The sequence below is a fragment of the Rhizobium sp. LjRoot258 genome, assembly GCF_964254185.1.
GTDB lineage: Bacteria > Pseudomonadota > Alphaproteobacteria > Rhizobiales > Rhizobiaceae > Rhizobium.
The window spans coordinates 2,319,598-2,341,601 of record NZ_CAXUST020000001.1; the positions used below are offsets into that span (position 1 = coordinate 2,319,598).

General features: G+C 60.5%; 19 protein-coding genes. 10 read left to right on the plus strand and 9 right to left on the minus strand.

From position 1 onward, the window contains the following. Positions 1-48: 48 nt before the first annotated feature. Together ACSQ9D_RS11495 and ACSQ9D_RS11500 are read right to left on the minus strand one after the other, a co-directional pair. On the minus strand, positions 49-1,596 hold the full coding sequence (locus ACSQ9D_RS11495) for an amino acid permease (protein WP_436282341.1): 1,548 nt from the start codon (positions 1,594-1,596) through the stop codon (positions 49-51). Between the two features lie 125 nt (positions 1,597-1,721). Continuing rightward, complete coding sequence (locus tag ACSQ9D_RS11500) at positions 1,722-2,495, minus strand: N-formylglutamate amidohydrolase (protein WP_436282342.1); 774 nt, start codon at positions 2,493-2,495, stop codon at positions 1,722-1,724. Between the two features lie 175 nt (positions 2,496-2,670). Between ACSQ9D_RS11500 and ACSQ9D_RS11505 the strand changes: the two genes are divergently transcribed. The 5 genes from ACSQ9D_RS11505 to ACSQ9D_RS11525 all read left to right on the plus strand — a co-directional run bounded on the left by ACSQ9D_RS11505 (position 2,671) and on the right by ACSQ9D_RS11525 (position 7,655). Next, positions 2,671-3,543, plus strand: coding sequence for a MurR/RpiR family transcriptional regulator (locus tag ACSQ9D_RS11505; protein WP_368516253.1), 873 nt, complete (start codon positions 2,671-2,673; stop codon positions 3,541-3,543). A gap of 201 nt (positions 3,544-3,744) precedes the next feature. Beyond that, positions 3,745-4,827: an ABC transporter substrate-binding protein gene (locus tag ACSQ9D_RS11510; RefSeq protein ID WP_436283819.1), complete on the plus strand. Its 1,083-nt coding sequence runs from the start codon at positions 3,745-3,747 to the stop codon at positions 4,825-4,827. A gap of 74 nt (positions 4,828-4,901) precedes the next feature. Next, positions 4,902-5,795, plus strand: coding sequence for an ABC transporter permease (locus ACSQ9D_RS11515; protein ID WP_072379335.1), 894 nt, complete (start codon positions 4,902-4,904; stop codon positions 5,793-5,795). After that, entirely contained in the window at positions 5,792-6,580 is a 789-nt protein-coding gene (locus ACSQ9D_RS11520) for an ABC transporter permease (RefSeq protein ID WP_024313663.1), read from the plus strand. Before ACSQ9D_RS11515 ends, ACSQ9D_RS11520 begins: the two co-directional genes overlap by 4 nt. Positions 6,581-6,593: 13 nt before the next feature. Continuing rightward, complete coding sequence (locus tag ACSQ9D_RS11525; RefSeq protein WP_436282343.1) at positions 6,594-7,655, plus strand: ABC transporter ATP-binding protein; 1,062 nt, start codon at positions 6,594-6,596, stop codon at positions 7,653-7,655. On the opposite strand, the gene ACSQ9D_RS11530 is transcribed toward ACSQ9D_RS11525, so the two are convergent. Next, on the minus strand, positions 7,642-7,800 hold the full coding sequence (locus ACSQ9D_RS11530) for a hypothetical protein (protein ID WP_436282344.1): 159 nt from the start codon (positions 7,798-7,800) through the stop codon (positions 7,642-7,644). The genes ACSQ9D_RS11525 and ACSQ9D_RS11530 overlap by 14 nt on opposite strands. Between ACSQ9D_RS11530 and ACSQ9D_RS11535 the strand changes: the two genes are divergently transcribed. Both ACSQ9D_RS11535 and ACSQ9D_RS11540 read left to right on the plus strand, forming a co-directional pair. Then, positions 7,799-9,133: an MFS transporter gene (locus tag ACSQ9D_RS11535; protein WP_436282345.1), complete on the plus strand. Its 1,335-nt coding sequence runs from the start codon at positions 7,799-7,801 to the stop codon at positions 9,131-9,133. The two genes, ACSQ9D_RS11530 and ACSQ9D_RS11535, sit on opposite strands and share 2 nt — an antisense overlap. A 65-nt stretch (positions 9,134-9,198) precedes the next feature. Further along, positions 9,199-9,504 carry an NIPSNAP family protein gene (locus ACSQ9D_RS11540; protein ID WP_436282346.1) on the plus strand — a complete coding sequence of 102 codons (306 nt, stop codon included), beginning with the start codon at positions 9,199-9,201 and terminating at the stop codon, positions 9,502-9,504. 89 nt (positions 9,505-9,593) lie between these two features. Here ACSQ9D_RS11540 and ACSQ9D_RS11545 read toward each other — a convergent pair whose 3' ends face one another. The 5 genes from ACSQ9D_RS11545 to ACSQ9D_RS11565 all read right to left on the minus strand — a co-directional run bounded on the left by ACSQ9D_RS11545 (position 9,594) and on the right by ACSQ9D_RS11565 (position 14,933). Then, positions 9,594-10,595: an ABC transporter ATP-binding protein gene (locus ACSQ9D_RS11545; RefSeq protein WP_436282347.1), complete on the minus strand. Its 1,002-nt coding sequence runs from the start codon at positions 10,593-10,595 to the stop codon at positions 9,594-9,596. A 30-nt stretch (positions 10,596-10,625) separates the two neighbouring features. Further along, complete coding sequence (locus ACSQ9D_RS11550) at positions 10,626-11,690, minus strand: Gfo/Idh/MocA family protein (RefSeq protein WP_436282348.1); 1,065 nt, start codon at positions 11,688-11,690, stop codon at positions 10,626-10,628. Next, the gene (locus ACSQ9D_RS11555; protein ID WP_016554567.1) at positions 11,687-12,529 is read right to left on the minus strand and encodes a carbohydrate ABC transporter permease; all 843 of its coding nucleotides are present in this window, start codon (positions 12,527-12,529) and stop codon (positions 11,687-11,689) included. Before ACSQ9D_RS11555 ends, ACSQ9D_RS11550 begins: the two co-directional genes overlap by 4 nt. Positions 12,530-12,539: 10 nt before the next feature. Continuing rightward, a complete protein-coding gene (locus tag ACSQ9D_RS11560) occupies positions 12,540-13,487 on the minus strand; it encodes a carbohydrate ABC transporter permease (RefSeq protein WP_436282349.1) in 948 nt (315 codons plus the stop codon). A 186-nt stretch (positions 13,488-13,673) separates the two neighbouring features. Continuing rightward, the gene (locus ACSQ9D_RS11565; protein ID WP_037119827.1) at positions 13,674-14,933 is read right to left on the minus strand and encodes an ABC transporter substrate-binding protein; all 1,260 of its coding nucleotides are present in this window, start codon (positions 14,931-14,933) and stop codon (positions 13,674-13,676) included. Between the two features lie 523 nt (positions 14,934-15,456). On the opposite strand from ACSQ9D_RS11565, the gene ACSQ9D_RS11570 reads away from it, so the two are divergent. From ACSQ9D_RS11570 to ACSQ9D_RS11580, 3 genes are read left to right on the plus strand one after another with little or no spacing between them, the layout of a single operon-like run. Further along, positions 15,457-16,341 carry a BadF/BadG/BcrA/BcrD ATPase family protein gene (locus ACSQ9D_RS11570; protein WP_436282350.1) on the plus strand — a complete coding sequence of 295 codons (885 nt, stop codon included), beginning with the start codon at positions 15,457-15,459 and terminating at the stop codon, positions 16,339-16,341. Further along, complete coding sequence (locus ACSQ9D_RS11575) at positions 16,338-17,102, plus strand: GntR family transcriptional regulator (RefSeq protein ID WP_436282351.1); 765 nt, start codon at positions 16,338-16,340, stop codon at positions 17,100-17,102. The genes ACSQ9D_RS11570 and ACSQ9D_RS11575 overlap by 4 nt, the downstream gene beginning before the upstream one ends. 49 nt (positions 17,103-17,151) lie before the next feature. After that, positions 17,152-18,027 carry a hypothetical protein gene (locus ACSQ9D_RS11580; protein ID WP_436282352.1) on the plus strand — a complete coding sequence of 292 codons (876 nt, stop codon included), beginning with the start codon at positions 17,152-17,154 and terminating at the stop codon, positions 18,025-18,027. Positions 18,028-18,116: 89 nt separating this feature from the next. On the opposite strand, the gene metH is transcribed toward ACSQ9D_RS11580, so the two are convergent. Continuing rightward, positions 18,117-21,890, minus strand: coding sequence for a methionine synthase (gene metH, locus ACSQ9D_RS11585; protein WP_436282353.1), 3,774 nt, complete (start codon positions 21,888-21,890; stop codon positions 18,117-18,119). Positions 21,891-22,004: the final 114 nt, after the last annotated feature.

The window sequence follows — 22,004 nt, forward strand, 5'->3', positions numbered from 1 at the left end:
AGCGGGCCCGCCATCGCGGCCCCGCCGTTGGAGAGAGAAGCCGAAACCTCAGGCTTCGCCGACGGCCTTTTCGGCAGCCGCGATCTCCGCCTGACGGCGAGCAACCTCGTCGCCGATCGGTGGGCCTTTGAAGCGGCGGCTTTCGAAGCCGAACCAGACGATGCCGGTAAGGACCAGGAAGCCGACGGTGATGTAAAGCGCCCACTGGTTCGGCGGCTGGATCCCGAGGACGAAGATCAGCATCATCGCAAGGATCGACAGGACCGCGAACAGCTTGAACATGCCTTCGCCGAGGTTCCATGGACCCATCTTGTCCCATTTCGACGTGCCCCACGCGAAGAGACCGAGGGTGATCGGGATCGCGAAGGAGAAGAACAGGAAGATGACCGTGCACGAGACGACGATCGTGTAAACCGGCGTCTCGCCGATCGAAACAAGCGACGAGCCCCAGACGAACAGTACGGAGAGGATCGAACCCGTCCAGATGGCGGCAACCGGCGTGCGGTGCTGCGGGCTGACCTTGGCGAGAGCCTTGGATGCCGGCAGACCGCCGTCACGCGAGAAGGCGAAGATCATCCGGGAGACCGAGGTCACCGTCGCCAGACCGCACAGCCACTGGCTGACGAAGATGGCGAGATAGAGCAGATCCTTGACGACAGGGTTGACCTGGCTGTCCATGGCCCAGAAGAAGACGTTCCAGCCCTGCTTGGCCGCGTCGTCCATGTTCGGGAGCATCAGCACGAATGCGCAAAGCATGATGTAGCCGAAGAGAGCCGACCAAAGAACGGAGGCAACCATGCCACGCGGAACGGAGTGGGCGGCCTTCACCGTTTCCTCCGAGGTATGCGCCGAAGCGTCATAGCCGGTGATCGTATAGATCGGCAGCAAGAGACCAAGTAGGAATACCCAGGCACCCGAAGTCGACGGCCATACGTTGCCACCTGCTTCGCCGGAATAGTTCGCGAAGGTGAACAGGCGGGCAATGTCGTAGGACGGCGCCGAAAACAAGCAAACTGCAGCCAGGGCAATTGCCGTTGCGAAGATCAGGTAGCCCGAAAAATCGGTGAGCTTCGCCGTCAGCCCGATCCCCATGTGGTTCACGAGCGCCTGCGCGCCGGTGATAACAACCAGGAACAGGATACGCACGACAGTGGTATCAGCCAGGCTGAAGTAGCTCGTTCCAAACGATCCCATGAAGAAGTAGTAGGTGCCGACGTTGATCGCGCCGAGAACCGTCACGAGGCCGAGGAGGTTGAACCAGGCGGTCAACCAGCCGGTGAAGCGGTTGCCGAGGATCGAACCCCAATGGTAGAGACCGCCCGCGGTCGGATAGGCCGAGCTGATCTGCGCCATCGCCACAGCAAACACCAGCGAAACGAAGCAACCGAGCGGCCAGCCGATGCCGATGGCCGCACCGCCGGCGCCGGCCGTCGCTTGCGCCAGCGAGTTGATGCCGCCGGATAGGATGCAGATGATCGAGAATGAGACCGCAAAGTTCGAGAACGAACTCATTCGCCGTTCCAGCTCCTGGGCATAGCCCATGGAATGCAGGACGTGCATATCCTGTTTCTTGTCGTGATCCGTGTAGTCGGACATGACTTCCCCCTGTTTAGCGATCAGCCGCGGGATTGCGGGTGATCATCCAGTGCCAAAGTGCCCGTGACGTTTTCGCCTACGGGCGGACCGCAGTTAGACTGCTCCCCGGGGTCTTTTCTTCGTTGTCAGGCGTCCAGGCTTTGCTGGAGAAGCCCCGTCAGATAGTCGGCCATGACCCCTTGACCGTCTTCGTCTGAGATGAGGTCGTTGCGAACCTCGATCATGACATTGCGGAGCCCGTTGGACAGCCCATGCAAGATCAGCGTGTGGGTCACGCCATCCTCAGGGCCATAGGGCTCGTTGCGTTCGATTTTGTAGAGTGGCGAGCCGGTCGATGCGGCGTTCAAAACGCGGTCGGCAAAGCGGCTGTCTTCGTCGTGCAGTATACCAATTTCCACGGCGCGCGTCTTGTCGTGGTACACCGGAGTGAAGCTGTGGACCGTCGCAATCACCGTCTCCTGCCCCCTCGCCTTGCGATCGCGAATCAGTGCGCGAATGGCGTCGTGGAAAGGAATATACAATGCTTCGGCGCGCGCCAGGCGTTCTTCCGCGCTGAGATCGGCATTGCCGGGAATTTCGTAGATTTCGCTTCTCGAGGGCATGGCGCTCGGAGACTCCGGCGGCCGGTTGCAATCGTAGATCAGCCGCGAGAACCGCTGGTAAATGAGCGTGGCATCGAGCGCTTCGGAAATCCCGCGGGCAACGGCCAATGCGCCGGGATCCCATGCGATATGACTTTCCAGGGCCTCGCCGGAGAGACCGAGTGTGCCGTACCGTTCCGGCAGCAATCGGGATGCATGCTCGCAGATCACCAGCAACGGGCTCTTGCCGTTCGGCCGCTCCACCGAAACGCATTCGCCTTCCGCTTCGCTTAGAACCTTGAACTGAGCAGGCACCACAGCCGCATCCCGATCATTAATAAAGAATGTACAAGAAAAGAATTCTTCAGGTTTCGACGACTGTCAAGCGCGCTCTGAAATTTTCTTTTCATGACAGCAGTTGACATGGATTATGACAGCGTTGTTAACTTTGAGTGGGAAAGTGGCACAAGACCAATCCCGGGGAGCAAGTCGCGTGACCGCTGCGTCGAAGACAGTTTCGGACGTAATCCATTCGCATTTTGGCACGCTCACGCGGGCTGAGAAGCAATTGGCTGAAAGCCTGTTGGACAACTACCCTGTCTCCGGACTGGGGAGCATAACGACGATTGCGGAAAACGCCGGCGTATCGACGCCGACGGTCGTACGCATGGTTCAGAAGCTGGGCTTCAAAGGCTATCCCGACTTCCAGGCGCACCTCCATCAAGAGGTAGAAGCGACGATTTCAAACCCCATCGCCAAGCATGACCGATGGGCTTCCAACGCGCCGGGCACGCACATTCTGAACCGGTTTGCCGACGCGATCATGGGCAACCTGCGCCAGACACTGAGCGCTCTCGACACGGCGACCTTCAACAACGTCGCCTCGCTGTTGTCCGATCGCAAGCGCGGCCTTTATTTCGTCGGCGGGCGCATCACCGGCGCCCTGGCCGAGTACTTCTTCACCCATATGCAGGTCATTCGCCCGAACACCGCGCTGTTGTCGTCGAATTCGAGCAGCTGGCCGCAATACGTTCTCAATATGAACCCCGGCGACCTCCTGGTGATTTTCGATATCCGCCGCTACGAGCAGGAAATGGTTAGCCTTGCGACCGCTGCCCGCAAGAGCGGCGCCGAGATTGTCGTCTTCACCGATCAATGGGTGTCGCCGGCCGCCAAGCTCGCACGTCACACCTTTCGCGTGCAGATCGAGGCGCCGTCGGCCTGGGACTCTTCCGTCGTCACTCTCTTCATCGTCGAAGCGCTGATCGAGGCCGTCCAGAGCTCGACCTGGGACGAGACGAAAGAACGCATGAAAACCCTGGAGGGTCTGTTCGAACAAACCAGACTCTTCCGCAAACTCGGCTAGGAGGAAAAAAACAACAGAGAGATGACGCAAGTCGTGCATGCAAGCAACGTGTCGTAAATAAAACATCGCGGCCAACTGTCTGCTATACAAAGAAAAAAGAACGTCATCGAACTGTCACTAAAGCTTCACGTTACGTCAGTAACAGCATCGTCAGACACTGAACCCTGAAGGAGAACAACAGTGATCTCTAATATCTCTAAAATGCTTTCGCTTTCTACTGCTATCGTTGTTGCTTCGACTGCAATCGCAGCCGCCGAACCAAGCGCCGAACTTATCGCCGCTGCCAAGAAGGAAGGCACGCTGACGACCATCGCGCTTCCACACGACTGGTGCGGCTACGGCGACGTCATTGCCGGTTTCAAGGCCAAGTACGGCCTCGAAGTCAACGAACTGAACCCGGATGCAGGTTCGGGCGACGAAATCGAAGCCATCAAGGCCAACAAGGGCAACACCGGCCCGCAGGCTCCCGACGTGATCGACGTTGGTCTCTCCTTCGGTCCGTCGGCAAAGGCCGACGGCCTGATCCAGCCTTACAAGGTTTCGACCTGGGATTCCATTCCTGACAGCGCCAAGGATGCCGATGGCTTCTGGTATGGCGATTACTACGGCGTTCTCTCCTTCGTCGTGAACACCGATATCGTCAAGGACGTTCCGAAGGACTGGGCCGACCTGAAGAAGTCGGACTATGCCAACAGCATCGCTCTCGCTGGCGACCCGCGCGCCTCCAACCAGGCTGTTCAGGCTGTCTACGCTGCCGGCGTCGCTGCTGGCGAAAAGGATGCGACCAAGGCCGGCGAAGCCGGTCTCGCTTACTTTGCCGAACTCAACAAGGCCGGTAATCTCGTTCCTGTCATCGGCAAGTCCGCCTCGCTCGCTCAGGGCTCGACCCCGATCGTCGTCGCTTGGGACTACAACGGCCTGTCCTGGCGCGATACGCTGAAGGGCAACCCGCCGGCTGAAGTCGTCGTTCCGGCATCGGGCGTTGTCGCTGGCGTTTACGTCCAGGCGATCTCCGCCTTTGCTCCGCATCCGAACGCTGCCAAGCTCTGGATGGAATACCTCTATTCGGACGAAGGTCAGCTTGGCTGGCTGAAGGGCTATTGCCACCCGATCCGTTTCAACGATCTGGCGAAGAACAAGAAGGTCCCGCAGGCACTTCTCGACAAGCTGCCACCAGCCGCTGCCTATGAAAAGGCCGTATTCCCGACCCTCGACGAGCAGGCTGCTGGCAAGACCGCTATTACCACCAAGTGGGACAGCGTCGTCGGCGCCAACGTCAAGTAATCTCTGACGCAGGACCTCTCCGCCCTCGTGGCGGAGAGGTTTCACTCTTCATTGCCCCGATAAGGCTGTCGTCTATGACCACTGTTTCAACATCCGCGGCCCCGGCCACGCCCATGATAAACCGCGACAGGATCGTAGACTGGCTCGGCATCGCGCCGTTCATGATCTTCGCTGCGATGTTCCTTATCATACCGACGCTTTATCTGGTCGCAGGTGCATTTCTGACGCCGGAAGGCGACCTGACCCTCAAGAACATTGCCGACCTGTTCACGCCGTCGATTCTCAGCGCCTACTGGATCAGTATCAAGGTGTCCGTGGCATCTGCCCTCGGTGGCGCACTGATCGGCTTCTTCCTCGCCTGGGCAGTCGTGCTCGGCGGCCTGCCGAACTGGGTTCGTTCAGGCCTCCTGACCTTCTCCGGTGTTGCCTCCAATTTCGCAGGCGTACCGCTTGCCTTCGCCTTCCTCGCCACCCTCGGACGCACCGGTCTCGTGACCGTTTTGATGCGCGACTGGTTTGGCTTCAATCTCTATTCCACCGGCTTCAACCTGCTGAGCTTCTTCGGGCTCACCCTCACCTACATGTACTTCCAGATCCCGCTGATGGTCCTGATCCTGACGCCAGCGCTTGACGGCATGAAGAAGGAGTGGAAGGAAGCCGCGCTGATCCTCGGCGCCACCAATGGCCAGTACTGGCGCATGGTCGCCTTCCCGATCCTCTGGCCGAGCCTGATGGGCACGACGCTGCTCCTCTTCGCGAATGCCTTCGGGGCCATTGCCACCGCCTACGCGCTGACCGGCAGCTCCCTCAACATCGTGCCGATCCTGCTCTATGCGCAGATCCGCGGCGACGTGCTTCACAACGCCAACCTTGGCTACGCGCTGGCGCTTGGCATGATCGTCATCACCGGCCTGTCCAACCTTGTTTACATCCTGCTGCGCATGCGCGCTGAACGGTGGCAAAAATGAAGACATCACGCCTTGGAGCCTGGATATCCATCGCATTCGGCGCGATCTACTTCGTCCTGCCGCTCATCGCCACAATCGAATTTTCGCTGCGTATGCGCCGTGGCGCCTACAGTTTTGATGCCTACGCCTCGGTTTTTTCCGAAGCGCAGTTTCGCGAGACCTTCGGTTATTCGATGCTGATGGCGCTGCTGACGATCGTCTTCGGTATGCTGCTTGTGGTGCCGACAGCCTATTGGGTGCGCCTGCGCTTGCCGCAGATCCGCCCGATCGTCGAGTTCATCACGCTGCTGCCGCTCGTCATCCCGGCAATCGTCATCGTCTTCGGCTACCTCAGAATGTACAACTCATCGTCGATCCTGCCGCTGACGGGCTCGACGACGGGCACGAACATCCTGCTGGTCCTCTCCTACATGACACTCTCGCTGCCCTACATGTACCGCGCCGTCGACACCGCCATGCGGGCAATCGACGTCCGCACCCTGACGGAAGCGGCCGAGAGCCTCGGCGCAAGCTGGACGACGATCTTGTTCAAGTGCATTTTCCCGAACGTCATGAGCGGTGTGCTTTCCGGCGCCTTCATCACGCTTGCGATCGTTATGGGCGAATTCACCATGGCCGCGCTGCTCAACCGTCCGGCCTTTGGCCCCTACCTGCAGCTGGTGGGCGCCAACCGCGCCTACGAGCCGTCGGCACTGGCCGTCATTGCCTTCTCGATCACCTGGCTCAGCATGGGCCTGCTGCAACTCGTCTCCCGCTTCCACAAAGCCGCCCCGGCTAAGTCGTAAGGTATCTGGTTTCATGGCTTTTCTCGAACTCGCAAACCTCAAGAAATCCTTCGGCAACACGCAGGTCGTGCATGACTTCAACATGCAGATCGAGAAGGGTGAATTCATTTCCTTCCTTGGCCCCTCAGGCTGCGGCAAGACGACCGTCCTGCGCATGATCGCCGGCTTCGAAACGCCTTCCGCCGGTCGCATCGCCATCGGCGGCAAGGAGCAGAACAGCCTGAAGCCCAACAAGCGCAATATCGGCATGGTTTTCCAGGCTTATGCGCTATTTCCCAACATGACCGTTCACGACAACGTCGCCTTTGGCCTGAAGGTTGCCGGTGCGCAGCCGACCGAAATCGATCAGCGCGTCAAGGAAATGCTTACGCTGATCAAGCTCGACCACCTTGCCGACCGCTATCCCTATCAGCTCTCCGGCGGCCAGCAGCAGCGCGTGGCGCTTGCCCGTGCGCTTGCGGTACGCCCGCAGGTACTGCTGCTCGATGAGCCGCTGTCTGCCCTCGACGCCAAAATCCGCGTGTCGCTGCGAGAGGAAATCCGCGCGATCCAGCAGAAGCTCGGTATCACCACCGTCTTCGTGACGCACGACCAGGAAGAAGCCCTTTCAATCTCCGACCGCATCGTCGTGATGAACGCCGGCCGCGCCGATCAGATCGGCACGCCGTTCGAAATCTACAACACACCGGCGACCCGCTTCGTCGCCTCCTTCGTCGGCACACTCAACATGATCGAAGCGAAGGTCGTCGATCCCGCTGCCAACCGTATCCAGATCGGCGACCAGGGCGTGACGCTGAAGCAATCGGTTGCCGCCTTCAAAGCGGGCGATACGGTCTCGCTGGCGCTGCGTCCGGAAGCCGGATCGCTGACCGAAGGCACGCCAAGCGACACGAAACTGACGGGGCAGGTCGTATCGGCCCACTTCCTTGGCTCGGTCATCCGCACGCGTATGAACGTTGGCGGCAACGTCATTTCATTCGACATGTTCAACAGCCCCGGCGTGACCCCGCCGGCCGCCGGCGAGACCGTCACGCTCCGCTTCATGGCGGCTGACCTCCTCGTCATCCACGACTGACCGCCACAGCGCTCCCTTTGCGGCTTTGCCACACCCGCTTCGGCATTTCCGGCGCTGAATTGCGCGGCGCCGGAAATTGCTTGAAATGGCGACCTTGATGCGCAACGACGGCTGAAACGTTTTCGTTAGGCAAAATCAGCATCATGTCCCCCACCACGACCGCCGCAGCGCCCCGCCGCCTCACTTTGCAGGACTTCCGCACACTAGGCCTCTCGGCCCTCGGAGGTGCGCTTGAGTTCTACGACTTCATCATCTTCGTCTTCTTCGCGGCGGTCATCGGCAAGCTGTTCTTTCCGGCCGACATGCCGGAATGGCTCGTGACGATCCAGACCTTCGGGATCTTTGCCGCCGGCTACCTCGTGCGCCCACTCGGCGGCATCATCCTGGCGCATTTCGGCGATCTTTTCGGCCGCAAGCGTGTCTTCGCCTTCTCGATCCTGCTGATGGCGCTTTCGACGCTCGGCATGGCTGCGATGCCGACCTATGCCACGATCGGAGTTGCCGCTCCGATCCTTTTGGTGCTCATGCGCATCCTGCAGGGTGCGGCAATCGGCGGCGAAGTGCCTGGCGCCTGGACCTTCGTGGCGGAGCACGTCCCCTTCCGTCGCGTCGGCTTTGCCTGCGGCTTCCTCTGCTCCGGCCTGACGCTCGGCATCCTGCTCGGATCATTCATCGCAACGATCATCAACTCCGTCTTCACGCCGGCGGACGTCGAAGCCTATGCCTGGCGCATCCCATTCTTCCTCGGCGGCATCTTCGGCCTCGTTGCCGTCTATCTGCGCCGCTGGCTGCAGGAAACTCCTGTCTTCTCGGAGATGAAACAGGCCCGCTCGCTCGCTCCCGAGTTGCCGTTGAAGGCGGTGCTGCGCGACCACCCGCGCGGCGTGATCATCTCGATGCTGCTGACCTGGATCCTGTCGGCCGGCATCGTCGTGACGACGCTCATGACGGCCACCTTCCTGCAGAAACTTTACGGCTACACTGCGCAGCAATCGCTTGCAGCCACCAGCTTCGGCACCCTCTTCCTGATCTTCGGCACCGCCGCCGCCGGCGCGATCGTCGACCGGGTTGGCTCAGGCCGTTTCTTCGTTGTCTCGAGCATCTTCTTCGGCGCAGCGACCTTCGCCTTCTATACCTACGCGGCCGTTTCACTGACCGTCCTCTTCGTACTCTACGCGATCATGGGACTCTCGGTCGGCATGGTGGGCGCCGTGCCTTACGTTATGGTCCGCGCCTTCCCGGCTCGTGTCCGCTTCAGCGGCCTCTCCTTCTCCTACAACGTCTCCTACGCCATCTTCGGCGGCCTGACGCCTCTGGCAGTGGCGTCGCTGCTGCCGCTGAACCCGATGGCGCATGCCTACTACCTTCTCTTCATCGCAGTATTGGCATTCGTCCTCGGCCTCTATCTGATTGCCAAAGGCGACAGCATAGAATCCGAGGTCGGTTTCGAAGAGCTAACGGATCGCCTTGCCGCCTAGCTTAAATACAAGCCTTCGGCCGCGCGGCTAACCCGCGCGGCGTTTTCCCCAAGACGAGATTCTCAATGATCACTTGCTATTTGCGTTATACAATCGACCCATACAAGATCGTCGAATTCGAGCAGTATGCGCGCCTCTGGATCCCGATCGTCAATCGGATGGGCGGCACACATCACGGCTATTTCCTACCATCCGAGGGCGCCAACAACATTGCCATTGCGCTGTTTTCCTTCCCGAGCCTCGCGGCTTACGAGGACTACCGCACCCGCATGGCAAGTGATCTGGAATGCCAGGCCGCGTTCGACCTTGATAAGCGTAACCGCAGCATCATCAGCTACGAGCGCAGTTTCATGCGGGCCGTGCTTGGCTGATCGGTAGAAATGGAAGCCCCGCAAAAGTGAACTGACCCCGTAAAGTTGGACGGTTCACAATGGCGGGGCTTTTGTTTTGTGGCGGGCGTCTAGCGGATTGCCTGGTCATTTGCATCGAAGCGATGCATGTGGGCCGTATCCGGCGTCGCATAGACGATCTCGTCGGGCTCGTACTTGTGCTCGCCGAAAAGGCGCGCAGTGATAAGACCACACTGCTCGGATTCCAGATAGATGATGGTATCCGCCCCGAGATGCTCGACGTGGACGACTTTCGCCCGCCAAGTGCCCTGCTCGCGCGAAAGGGTCAGATGCTCCGGGCGGACGCCGACGGTCTTTGCGCCGGCATCGGCGACCTTGTCGCCCGGAATGAGGTTCATCATCGGCGAACCGATGAAGCCCGCGACGAAGACGTTTGCGGGGCGATTGTAGAGCTCCATCGGTGAGCCGACTTGCTCGATCGCACCGGCATTCAACACCACGATCTTGTCGGCAAGCGTCATCGCCTCGACCTGGTCGTGGGTGACGTAAATCATCGTCGCCTTGAGGCTGCGGTGAAGACGGGCGATCTCAAGACGGGTCTGAACACGAAGCGCAGCATCGAGGTTTGACAGCGGCTCGTCGAAGAGAAAGAGCGCCGGCTCGCGCACGATCGCACGGCCAATAGCGACACGCTGGCGCTGCCCCCCGGAAAGCTCTGCCGGGCGCCGCGTCAGGTAGGGTTCCAGCGACAGCATCGAGGATGCCTTGGTCACCCGCTTGTCGATCTCGTCCTTTTGCGTGCCGGCCTGCTTGAGGCCGAGGCCCATGTTGTCCTTGACCGTCAGGTGCGGATAGAGCGCGTAGGACTGGAACACCATGGCGATGCCGCGCTTGGCGGGAGGTGTCAGCGTCTCATCCTTGCCGTTGATGAGGACGGCGCCCGAGGTGACATCCTCCAACCCCGCAATGCTGCGCAGAAGCGTCGATTTCCCGCAGCCCGAAGGCCCGACGAAAATGACGAACTCGCCGTCCTTGACCTCCAGGTCTATACCTTTCAGCACTTCGTGGATGCCGTAGGTCTTGCGGATGGATTTGAGTTGAAGCGATCCCACTAGTCGTATTCCTTACAGTTTGACCGGCTCTTAGAGCTTGACGGTTTGGCCGGTACGCACGCTTTCGTCGGCGGCGAGGCAGATGCGTAACGAAGCGACGGCGTCTGCCATGTGACGGTTAAGGTCGATGTCCTCGCGAATAGCCTTCAGCATGAAGGCCTGCTCGCGGTCGCAGAGTTCCTGATGGCCAGGTTCTCCCGCCATCGTCATGTCCTGGTCCGGCCTGATGAACTTACCGTCGGGTCCCGTCTTCGCCGTGTGCAGACGAATGACCGAGGTCTTGGTGTGAGCGTCGATGTCATCAGACTTGGCGTGAGGGTCCATGACGATCGAGACGGACCCCTTCGGCGACATGATGTCCTTCACGAAGAACGCCGTTTCCGAGATCATGGGGCCCCAGCCAGCCTCGTACCAGCCAACGGAACCATCCTCGAAAAGCACCTGAAGCTGGCCGTAATTGTACATATCGGGCGCGATTTCGTCCGAAAGGCGCAGTCCCATGGCGCGCACTTCGAGCGGCTTGGCGTCGGTGATCTGGCACATGACGTCCACATAGTGCACGCCGCAATCAACGATCGGCGACGTCGTCTGCATCAACGCCTTATGGGTCTCCCAGGTCGGACCGCTGGACTGCTGATTGAGATTCATGCGGAAGACATACGGCCCGCCGAGCTTGCGCGCCTCCTCGATCAGCCGCATCCAGGACGGGTGGTGGCGAAGGATATAGCCGATCACCAGCTTCCTCCCGGCTTTCTTTGCCGCCGCCACGACGCGCTCCGCATCGGCAACCGTTGTCGCCAGAGGCTTCTCGACGAAGACGTCGCAACCGGCTTCAAAAGCCGCGACGGCATAGTCGGCGTGAGTGTCCGAATAGGTGCAGACGGCGCAGAGATCGGGCTTCAGCTCAGCAAGCGCCGCCTCGAAATCCGAATGGATCTTGTGGCCCCGCAGTTGCTCCGGCAGATCAGGCCTCGAGCGATTGACCAACCCGACAATCTCGAAGCCGGGATTGTTGTGATAGGCCAGCGCATGGCTGCGTCCCATGTTGCCGAGGCCGGCGACCAGAACGCGGATTGGCTTGGCGGACGCACTCACTTGACCGCTCCCGAGGTGATGCCGCGGATCAACTGCCGCGAGAAGATGACATAGAGGACGAGGATCGGCAGGATCGCCAGCGACAGCGCGGCAAGCACGGCGTTCCAATTGGTCACGAACTGCCCGATGAAGATCTGCGAGCCGAGAGTAACGGTCTTCGTTGCTTCGGATGGCGCCAGGATCAGCGGGAACCAGAGATCGTTCCAGATCGGGATCATCGTGAAGACGGCAACCGTCGCCATGGCCGGGCGCACCAACGGCAGCACGAGCCGGAAGAAGATCGAATACTCCGACAGCCCATCGATGCGACCGGCGTTCTTCAGGTCATCGGAAACAGTGCGCATGAATTCCGACAGGATGAAGATCGCAAGCGGAATGCCCTGAGCCGTATAGACGAGGATCAGCGCTGTCAGCGTGTTGACGAGGCCCGCTGCCACCATCCCCTGCAGGATGGCGACCGTGCCGAGGCGAATCGGGATCATGATGCCGATCGCCATGTAGAGACCGGTCAGCGTGTTGCCCTTGAACTTGTACTCCGAGAGCGCAAAGGCGGCCATCGCGCCGAACAAGAGCACGAAGAAGATCGAAACGACCGTGACGATGAAGCTGTTCTGGAAATAGGTGGCGAAGTCCCCCTGCCCCAGCACGGTCTGATAGCCGACAAGGCTGAAGGTCGAGGGTGTCGGGACCTGCATCGGCGAACGGAAGATTGCGTTGCGGTCCTTGAACGAGTTGATGATCGTCAGAAACACCGGGAAAATGGCAACCAACGTGTAGCCGATGAGTGCCAGGTGAACGAGGCCGGTGCGGATGGGGGATGTGCGCGCTCTGTTGGACATGACACGCTCCTCAGAACTGGTACCGGCGCATGCGCCGCTGGATGGCAAAAAGATAGAACGACACGCCGGCGAGGATGATCAGGAACATGACCGTCGCGATCGTGGCGCCCATCGAGCGGTCGCCGAGCTGCAGCTGGAAGCCGAAGAAAGTGCGGTAGAGCAGCGTACCCAGAATGTCCGTCGACATGTCAGGCCCGGCAAGCGCACCCTGCACTGTATAAATCAGGTCGAACGCATTGAAATTGCCGACGAAAGTCAGGATCGAAATGATACCGATCGCGGGGAGGATCAAGGGTAGCTTGATCTTCCAGAACTGCGCCCAGCCGGTGATGCCGTCGCACTCGGCGGCCTCGATCACCTCCTCCGGGATGCTGAGTAGCGCAGCGTAGATCAGCATCATCGGAATGCCGATATATTGCCAGTTGGAGATCAGCGACACGGCGCTGAGCGCCGGCCCGGACTGCCCGAGCCAGGGGGCAAAGAACGACTTCATGCCAACGAGGCTCATCAGCCACGGCGCAACCCCCCAGATCGGCGACAGGATGAGCTTCCAGATGAAACCGACGATCACGAAGGAGAGCAGCGTCGGCAGGAAGATGGCGGTGCGGTAGAAGGCGACAAACCGCAGTCGCGGTGTCGACAGCAGCGCCGCCAGCGCGATACCGATCGGATTCTGCACGCACATATGGATGACGAAGAAAATGAAGTTGTTGACCAGTGCGTTCCAGAAATCGTGCGCCCAGCGCGCATCGCCGAGCAACACTTTGTAGTTCGCGAGCCCGACGAAGGCAGGGGCGCCATCGACGGTGTTATAGAACGAAAGCCTGAGCGTTTCGATCAGCGGCAGGACCATGATCGCCGAGTAGACGACGAATGCCGGAAAGAGAAAGACGCCGATGTGCCAACGCACGGGGCGCCTGATGGGAACGACATCGATAGCGGATTCGGCTACGCTCATGGCTTTTGCCTGTTTTTCTTGGCTGCACCGGTGGTCCAGCGCATCTGACACAGCGGGCAGAACGCCCTTCCTCTCATCGTCTCCCCGTCCCTTCGGGTTTCGAAGGCGGCGGGGAGAGAAAAAGCGGACACGAAATTGGCTTGGAGCCGGAATGAGGGACGACCGAGGCCGTCCCTCGCATTTCTGTCACTTGCCCGGCTTGAACCAGCCGTCGAGGCCCTTCTGGAGCTTCTCGGCAGCAACCTGCGGCGTGTCGGTGCCGTTGACGACGTTTGCCGATTCAACCCAGGTCTCGTTTTCGAGGTTCGGCGTGCCGCGCGACAGGATCTGGTAGGTCGAACGGATGGTCGACTTGTATGGGCCACGCCAGGAAACGAATTCCTGAGCGAGCGGATCGGTCATCTTCACTGGATTGGAGTTCAGGCTGAAGAAGCCCGGCAGCGAGTTCGCGTAGATGTCGGCGAATTCGCTTGAGGCAACCCAGCTCAGGAACTTCTTGGCTTCTTCGGCATGCGTGCTCTTGGCATTCAGGGCAACGCCGATATCCGGATGATCGGAGATGTAGCCGGTGTCACCAGCCTTCGGAACCGGCGGCGGGAAGGCGCCCATCTTGAACTGAGCCTGGCTGTTGAACAGCGAGATTTCCCACGAGCCGGCCGGGTAGATGGCGGCACGGCCGAGCGTGAAGAGGTTCTGGCTGTCCGAGTAGGTCTGCGCTTCAAAGCCGTCGCCGAGGTATGGCTTCCACTTTGCAAGCTCTTCGTACGGCTTGACCCAGTCGGCGTCCGTCAGCTTCTGCTTGCCGGAAATCAGCGCCAGGCGGCCGTCCTCGCCCTTCCAGTAATTCGGGCCGATATTCTGGTAGCCCATGGTTGCGGCTTCCCAGAGGTCCTTCGTGCCCATGGCGAGCGGAATGTACGTACCGTCGGCCTTGATCTTGTCGAGCGCGGCGAAGAACTCTTCCTCGGTCTTTGGAATAGAGATGCCGAGCTTGTCGAAGGCATCCTTGTTGTAGATGAAGCCATGGATGACCGAGGCCATCGGCACGCAGAAGGTGGTCTTGCCGTCATCAGTTGTCCAGGCGGCCTTGGCGACGGGCGAGAAGTTCTCCATGCCCGGCAGGCTCGTCAGATCGGTGAGTTGCTTCTTGTCGAAGAGTCCGAGCGAGGGGTCGAACGGCCGGCAGGTGATGATGTCGCCGGCGGAACCAGCATCGAGCTTGGCGTTCAGCGAGGCGTTGTATTCGGTCGGCGCCGTCGGCGAGAAAACGAGCTTGATGCCCGGGTTCTTGGCTTCGAAGGCCGGGATGATCTTCTCCTGCCAGATCTGCAGGTCGTCGTTACGCCAACTTTCAATCGTCAGCGTGACGTCGGCGGCATGAGCAAAGCCCACGGATGTCAGCAGGCTGGAGGCCAGCAGGAAGCCTTTCAGTGCAGTGTTCTTCATTTCCCTCTCCTGTTTTGAGCGCCGATGAGGCGCTGTTCTTGACCTGAAACGAGCGGTTGCGTGCATGAGATGGCACCCAACGCCCCTTGGGACCGTCAGCAACTGCCGGCCCGAAAGCTCAAATCGGTTCGACAGGTGCAACACCCGTCGACCAGACCGCGTACCCGAACAAGAAACCGATCCGGCACAGCCATGAAAGGGAAAGCCGATGGCGAGAAACGGCTGGAGAGCGACAAAGCCGCCACGGCCGGATCCACGTTTCATCGAGTGGCCCGGCTTATCTCTGTCCTGCCGGTTTGTTGCTGCCCGATGCGCTGTTCCCTTTGATGGAATTAAGTCCAAAAAAATACCAATTGTCCAGCCAATTTTAACATCTGAGCGACAGAAAAGTCGCGTTAAAATTTTTATTGTGTAAAATCAAATAGATAAAAAGATGAAATTTTGCAGCGCTTTGCACTTGGTAAATGGTATTTTTTTGGTATTGTAATGAAAACAAGGGGGGCAAGCGGATTTTGGTGGTTCAATGACAGAACTTGCGATCGGCATTGATGGCGGCGGTTCTAGCTGCCGCGCCGCAGTCACGGATACGACGGGACGCATCCTGGGCCGTGGCACGGCCGGCCCGTCGAACATCCTGTCCGACCTCGACAACTCGCTGCTCAACATCGTTGCGTCGGCCAGAAACGCATTGAGCGACGCAGGCCTTTCGCCTGAAGCCGTTTCCAGCGTCGCGGCGGTCGTCGGCGTCGCCGGCGCGAATGTGGGCGATTATGCGGAGCGCATCGAGCGCGCCCTGCCGTTTGCCAGACGTCGCGTTGTCACTGATGCGACGACCGCTCTCCAAGGAGCGTTGGGCGATTGCGACGGCGTGATCGGCGCGTTCGGGACCGGCTCCGTCTACAATGCGCGCCGCAAAGGAAAGCTCTACGGCATCGGCGGCTGGGGGTTCGTTGTCGGCGACCAGGCAAGTGGCGCCCGCCTCGGTCGCGATCTGCTGGAGCAGTCTCTGCTTGCCCATGACGGTGTGCGCCCCTCCTCGCCAGTCACCCAGACGGTGATGGCCGAGTATGGCGACGATCCGGAGCGCGTCGTCGAGTTTGCCCATGTGTCCCGTCCCAATGACTTCGCGCGCTATGCACCCGTCGTCTTTGAGGCTGCCGCCAGAGGCGATCCGGTTGCGACGGCGATCGTGCAGAACGCGGCAGTCTCGATCGGCGAGAGCCTGGATGCACTGCTCTGGCCGGAATGCCAGGCCATCTGCCTGCTCGGCGGCCTGGCGAAGGCTTATCGTCCGTGGCTTGCAGAGCGTCACACCGCCCTGCTGCGCGAACCGAAGGGGGACGTGCTGCACGGTGCCATCGAGCTCGCGGTAAAATTTCTGCGGGAAGAAGGAAGAGGCGCGGCATGACGGACGATTTTGCAAGCCTCCTTTCCCCCGAGCGCCTCCAGGCTGGCGGCACCGGCCCGCTCTACGTCAAACTGCGGCGCACGCTGGAAGATGCGATCCGCACCGGTACGCTCAGCCATGGCGACGCCTTGCCGCCCGAGCGCGACATCGCCGGATTCGCGACGGTAAGCCGCGTCACGGTGCGCAAGGCGATCGATGAGCTCGTTGCAGACGGCTTGCTTGTCCGCCGCCACGGCTCCGGGACCTTCGTGACGAAACCGGTATCGAAGGTCGAGCAGCGCCTCTCGCAGCTGACCTCCTTCACCGAGGACATGGCCCGACGCGGCATGACCTCGCGCTCCGAATGGCTCCACAAGGGCATCCACACCCCCTCACCCGATGAAATGATGATCCTCGGCCTCGCTATCGACGTCAGGGTCTCGCGCCTTAGCCGTCTGCGCATTGCCGACGACCAGCCACTGGCAATCGAAAACGCCAGCGTCTCCGGCGAATTCCTTCCGGATCCTTTCGTTGTGACGACGTCGCTCTATGCCGAGCTCGAGCGTCGCCAGGTACGCCCGGTACGCGCCGTACAGAGGATTTCGGCGACCAACATGAAGGAGGCCGACGCCCACCTGCTCGGCGTTCCCGTCGGCGCTGCCGGACTGTCGATCGAGCGTATCTCCTATCTTGGCTCGGGACGTGCGGTCGAGTTCACCCGCTCGCTCTACCGCGGCGACGCCTATGATTTTGTCGCCGAACTGACGATCGGTGCGCCGTGATGCCTGGTCGCATTGAATGGACGGCAAAGCGCGTCTATTGAATGCACCCATGACATCTCGCATCAAGATCCTCGACACCGTCTCCGATCCCGGAAATCCCGCAAAGCCGAACGACGACAGCTTCGGCCATAACCAGGCCTGCGCCTTCGTCATCGACGGCGCGACGGGCCTCGGTGATCGCCAGTATATGGATGAGGCAGGCAGCGACGCCGCCTGGATCGCCGGGCATTTCGCCCGCGGCTTTCAAGATCAAATCACCCGCGACACCGGCGTCTCGGAGGTTGCGCGCAGCCTATCACTGGCAGCCCGCACGGAATTTCTACGCCGCAACGAGAATGTTCCGCGCTACGCCTGGCCGCTGACCGCCTTTGCCATGCTGCGTCAAACACGCGGTGGATTCCACTTCGTCGGCCTCGGCGACGCCTGCCTCTTTCTGCTGCGGGAAGACGGCTCAGCCGCGATGCACATGGCGATCCCCGGTGCCTATGAGTATGAGCAGGGCCAGGCGCGAAAGCACATTGCCCGCACAGGCGGCATTACGAAGGAAGGTGGCGCACTCGGCAATTCCGAAACGCTCGCCTTGCTGCGTCAGCACCGCGAGCGCCAGAATACGCCGGAAAGCGGCGTGTGGACCCTTGGCCTTGTGCCGGAGGCGGCCGATCATCTGGTTTCCGAGCCGCTGGATATCAAAGGCGAGGCACACGCCATCGTCTGCAGCGACGGATTTTCGGATCTGGTGGTGCTTTACGCAGCCTACGATTTGGCAAGCCTCGTGCGTACCGCACGCGAGAGGGGTCTGCGGCCCATGCTGGACGAACTCAGACGATTCGAACGCGAGGTCGATCCGGAAGGGCTCCGCTATCCGCGTTTCAAACAGAGCGACGACACCACGGCGCTGCTCGTCGAGTTGGCGCCCGACACATGAGGCGACTTTCCGTTCAGATTCAGTGCGTTGCAGCCGAAACCTGATTCAATCTATCTGCTCTTTGAATCAAACAGTGAAGACGCAGCCGATCAGGCCGCGTCATCAATCTCCTCATCGCGCTTGCGCGGCACGTAGTTGAGAACCGGTCCGAGCCAGCGCTCGACGTCAGTAACATCCATGCCCTTGCGAACGGCATAATCCTCGACCTGGTCCCGCTCCACCTTGGCGACGCCGAAGTAGTACGACTCGGGATGGCCGATATAGATGCCGGAGACGGATGAACCTGGCCACATCGCATAGCTCTCGGTCAGCGTCACACCGGCTGCATTCTCGGCATCGAGCAAGCCGAACAGTGTCTTCTTCTCGGTGTGGTCGGGCTGCGCCGGATAGCCCGGCGCCGGGCGGATACCGGCATATTCCTCGGTGATGAGCTGCTGGTTGGAGAGATGCTCATCCTGCGCATAGCCCCAGTACTCACGACGAACCTGCTCGTGCATGCGTTCGGCAAAGGCTTCGGCAAAACGGTCAGCCAGCGCCTTCACGAGAATTGACGAATAGTCGTCATTGGCGCGCTCGAAACGTTCCGCAATTGCGACTTCCTCGATACCAGCCGTGACGACGAATCCGCCGACATAATCCTGAACGCCGCTTTCGACCGGAGCAACGAAGTCCGACAGCGCGACATTTGGCCGGCCATCGCGCTTCGAAAGCTGCTGGCGTAGGGTGAAGAAGGTGGCAAGCTCTTCCTTGCGGCCGTCGTCCTTGAACAGGCGGATATCGTCGCCGACCGCGTTCGCCGGCCAGAAGCCGATGACGGCACGCGGATGGAACCACTTCTCGTCGATGATCTTCTTGAGCATCGCCTGCGCATCAGCCCACAGCTGGCGAGCCGCCTCACCCTGCTTCTCGTCCTCGAGAATCGCCGGGAACCGGCCGCGCAGTTCCCAAGTCTGGAAGAACGGCGTCCAGTCGATATACTTGGCGATCTTGGCAAGATCGTACCCGTCGAAGACCTTGGTGCCAAGGAAGCTCGGCTTGGTCGGCTTGTAGGCGGTCCAATCGACCTTGTGCGCGTTTGCGCGGGCACGCACCAGCGGCAGACGGACCTTCTCTGCCTCACTGCGGGCATGGGCAGCCGCCACTTTGGCATACTCGGCGCGGATATCGGCCACATAGCCATCGCGGCTCTCGGGCGACAGCAGCGATGACACAACGCCGACCGCACGGCTGGCATCCGTCACATAGACCGTCTGGCCCTTGCTGTAGCCCGGATGGATCTTGACTGCCGTATGGACACGACTCGTCGTCGCACCGCCGATCAGCAGCGGCAGATCCAGTCCCTGGCGCTCCATTTCAGCGGCGACATGCACCATCTCGTCGAGCGACGGCGTGATGAGGCCGGAGAGCCCGATGACATCCACCTGCTCGGCAACGGCCGTCTCGAGGATCTTCGTGGCCGGCACCATGACGCCGAGATCGATGATCTCGTAATTGTTGCAGGCGAGAACGACACCGACGATGTTCTTGCCGATATCGTGGACGTCGCCCTTCACGGTGGCCATGAGAATCTTGCCGGCAGCCTTCCTGTCGTCGCCGCCGTTGAGCCGCTTCTCTTCTTCCATGTAGGGAAGGAGTACGGCAACCGCCTGCTTCATCACGCGGGCAGACTTGACGACCTGCGGCAGGAACATCTTGCCGGAGCCAAAGAGATCGCCGACCACGTTCATGCCGGCCATCAGTGGGCCTTCGATGACATGCAGCGGTCGCGCGGCCTGCTGACGGGCTTCCTCGGTGTCGGCCTCGATATATTCGGTGATGCCGTTGACCAGCGCATGCCCAAGGCGCTTCGCGACCGGCCATTCGCGCCAGGTAAGATCCTGCACCTTCGCTTCCCTGGTGCCCGCGCCGCGGAAACGCTCTGCAACCTCAAGCAGACGCTCGGTCGCATCCGAACGGCGGTTCAGCACCACATCTTCGCAGGCCTCGCGCAACTGCGGATCGATGTTGTCGTAGACCGCCAACTGCCCGGCGTTGACGATACCCATGTCCATCCCCGCCTGGATGGCGTGGTAGAGGAACACGGCATGCATCGCCTCGCGCACCGGCTCGTTGCCGCGGAACGAGAAGGACAGGTTCGAGACGCCGCCCGAAATATGCACCAGCGGCATGCGCTCGCGGATCGTGCGCGTCGCCTCGATGAAGTCGACGCCGTAGTTATTGTGTTCTTCGATGCCGGTCGCGACCGCGAATACGTTCGGGTCGAAGATGATGTCCTCGGGCGGGAAGCCCGCCTTTTCGGTGAGGATCTTGTAGGCTCGCGTGCAGATCTCGACCTTGCGCTCGTAGCTGTCCGCCTGCCCCGTCTCATCGAAGGCCATGACCACGACGGCCGCGCCATAAGCATGCAGCAACTTTGCCTGGGCGAGGAAGTTCTCCTCGCCTTCCTTGAGCGAGATCGAGTTGACGATCGGTTTGCCCTGAACGCGCTTCAGGCCGGATTCGATGATCGAGAACTTCGACGAGTCGATCATCACAGGCACGCGGGCGATATCGGGCTCGGCGGCGATCAAGTTCAGGAACTCGATCATCGCCTTTTCGGAATCGATCAGGCCCTCGTCCATGTTGATGTCGATGATCTGCGCGCCGTTCTCGACCTGGTCGCGCGCGACATCGAGCGCTGCCGTGTAGTCGGCATTGGTGATCAGCTTGCGGAACTTTGCAGAACCCGTGACGTTGGTACGCTCGCCAACGTTGACGAAGGGAATGTCCTTGGTCAGCTCGAAGGGCTCGAGGCCCGACAGCGACATGAACGGGCGATGCTCGGGGATTTCACGCGGCTTGTACTTGGCAACGACGTCGGCAATCGCCTGGATATGTTCCGGCGTCGAACCACAGCAGCCGCCAACGATGTTGACGAGGCCTTCGCGCGCAAAGCTCTCGATCTGCGCCGCCATCAGTTCCGGCGTCTCGTCATACTGGCCGAACTCGTTCGGCAGGCCGGCATTCGGATAGGCGCAGATGAAGGTATCCGCAGCGCCAGAGAGCTCCTGCAGGTGCGGACGCATGGCGTTGGCACCGAGCGCGCAGTTGAGGCCGATCGTGAACGGATTGGCGTGACGCACCGAGTTCCAGAAGGCGGACGGCGTCTGGCCGGATAGCGTGCGGCCAGAAAGGTCGGTTATCGTGCCCGAGATCATGACCGGGAGGCGGATGCCCTTCGCCTCGAAGCGCTCTTCACAGGCAAAGATCGCAGCCTTGGCGTTCAGCGTGTCGAAGATCGTCTCGATCAGGATGATGTCGGCGCCACCGTCGATCAGGCCGTCGATCTGTTCGCCATAAGCGATGCGCAGATCGTCGAAGCTGACGGCACGGAAGCCCGGATTGTTGACATCGGGCGAGATCGAAGCCGTACGGTTCGTCGGGCCGATGGCACCGGCAACGAACCGGCGGCGCCCATCTTCGCGCTCGGCACGGATGGCCGCACGGCGCACGATCTCGGCACCCTCCTTGTTGAGCGCATAGACTTCGCTTTCCATCGCGTAGTCGGCCTGGGCGATGCGCGTCGAGGAGAACGTGTTGGTCTCGAGGATATCGGCGCCAGCCTTGGCGTACTTATAATGGATCTCTTCGATCGCATCCGGCTGCGTCAGGATCAAAAGGTCGTTGTTGCCCTTCTGATGGCAGGCACAGCCAATGAAGCGGTCGCCGCGGAAATGGTCTTCATCATAGCCCAGCCCTTGGATCTGCGTACCCATGGCACCGTCAAGAACGAGGATGCGCTCGCTGGCGGCTTTTTTAAGCGCCGCAAACACTTCACTGCCGTCGCGCTTTGCCCCTTCGGGACCAAAGAGAGTATCAAACACGGGCGGACTCCTTGACGTCGTTACAGGCCAATTGACCAAATCACATAAAGATATCTTTATGTCAATATATGCCCTCCATGTGGCGCCTTTGCGGCGCTTGACAGATGACAGACT

Coding starts and splice junctions, on each gene's coding strand:
- ACSQ9D_RS11495 (WP_436282341.1), bottom strand. CDS start 1,596: ATGTCCGACTACACGGATCACGACAAGAAACAGGATATGCACGTCCTG.
- ACSQ9D_RS11510 (WP_436283819.1), top strand. CDS start 3,745: ATGCTTTCGCTTTCTACTGCTATCGTTGTTGCTTCGACTGCAATCGCA.
- ACSQ9D_RS11515 (WP_072379335.1), top strand. CDS start 4,902: ATGACCACTGTTTCAACATCCGCGGCCCCGGCCACGCCCATGATAAAC.
- ACSQ9D_RS11520 (WP_024313663.1), top strand. CDS start 5,792: ATGAAGACATCACGCCTTGGAGCCTGGATATCCATCGCATTCGGCGCG.
- ACSQ9D_RS11525 (WP_436282343.1), top strand. CDS start 6,594: ATGGCTTTTCTCGAACTCGCAAACCTCAAGAAATCCTTCGGCAACACG.
- ACSQ9D_RS11535 (WP_436282345.1), top strand. CDS start 7,799: ATGTCCCCCACCACGACCGCCGCAGCGCCCCGCCGCCTCACTTTGCAG.
- ACSQ9D_RS11530 (WP_436282344.1), bottom strand. CDS start 7,800: ATGATGCTGATTTTGCCTAACGAAAACGTTTCAGCCGTCGTTGCGCAT.
- ACSQ9D_RS11540 (WP_436282346.1), top strand. CDS start 9,199: ATGATCACTTGCTATTTGCGTTATACAATCGACCCATACAAGATCGTC.
- ACSQ9D_RS11555 (WP_016554567.1), bottom strand. CDS start 12,529: ATGTCCAACAGAGCGCGCACATCCCCCATCCGCACCGGCCTCGTTCAC.
- ACSQ9D_RS11560 (WP_436282349.1), bottom strand. CDS start 13,487: ATGAGCGTAGCCGAATCCGCTATCGATGTCGTTCCCATCAGGCGCCCC.
- ACSQ9D_RS11565 (WP_037119827.1), bottom strand. CDS start 14,933: ATGAAGAACACTGCACTGAAAGGCTTCCTGCTGGCCTCCAGCCTGCTG.
- ACSQ9D_RS11570 (WP_436282350.1), top strand. CDS start 15,457: ATGACAGAACTTGCGATCGGCATTGATGGCGGCGGTTCTAGCTGCCGC.
- ACSQ9D_RS11575 (WP_436282351.1), top strand. CDS start 16,338: ATGACGGACGATTTTGCAAGCCTCCTTTCCCCCGAGCGCCTCCAGGCT.
- ACSQ9D_RS11580 (WP_436282352.1), top strand. CDS start 17,152: ATGACATCTCGCATCAAGATCCTCGACACCGTCTCCGATCCCGGAAAT.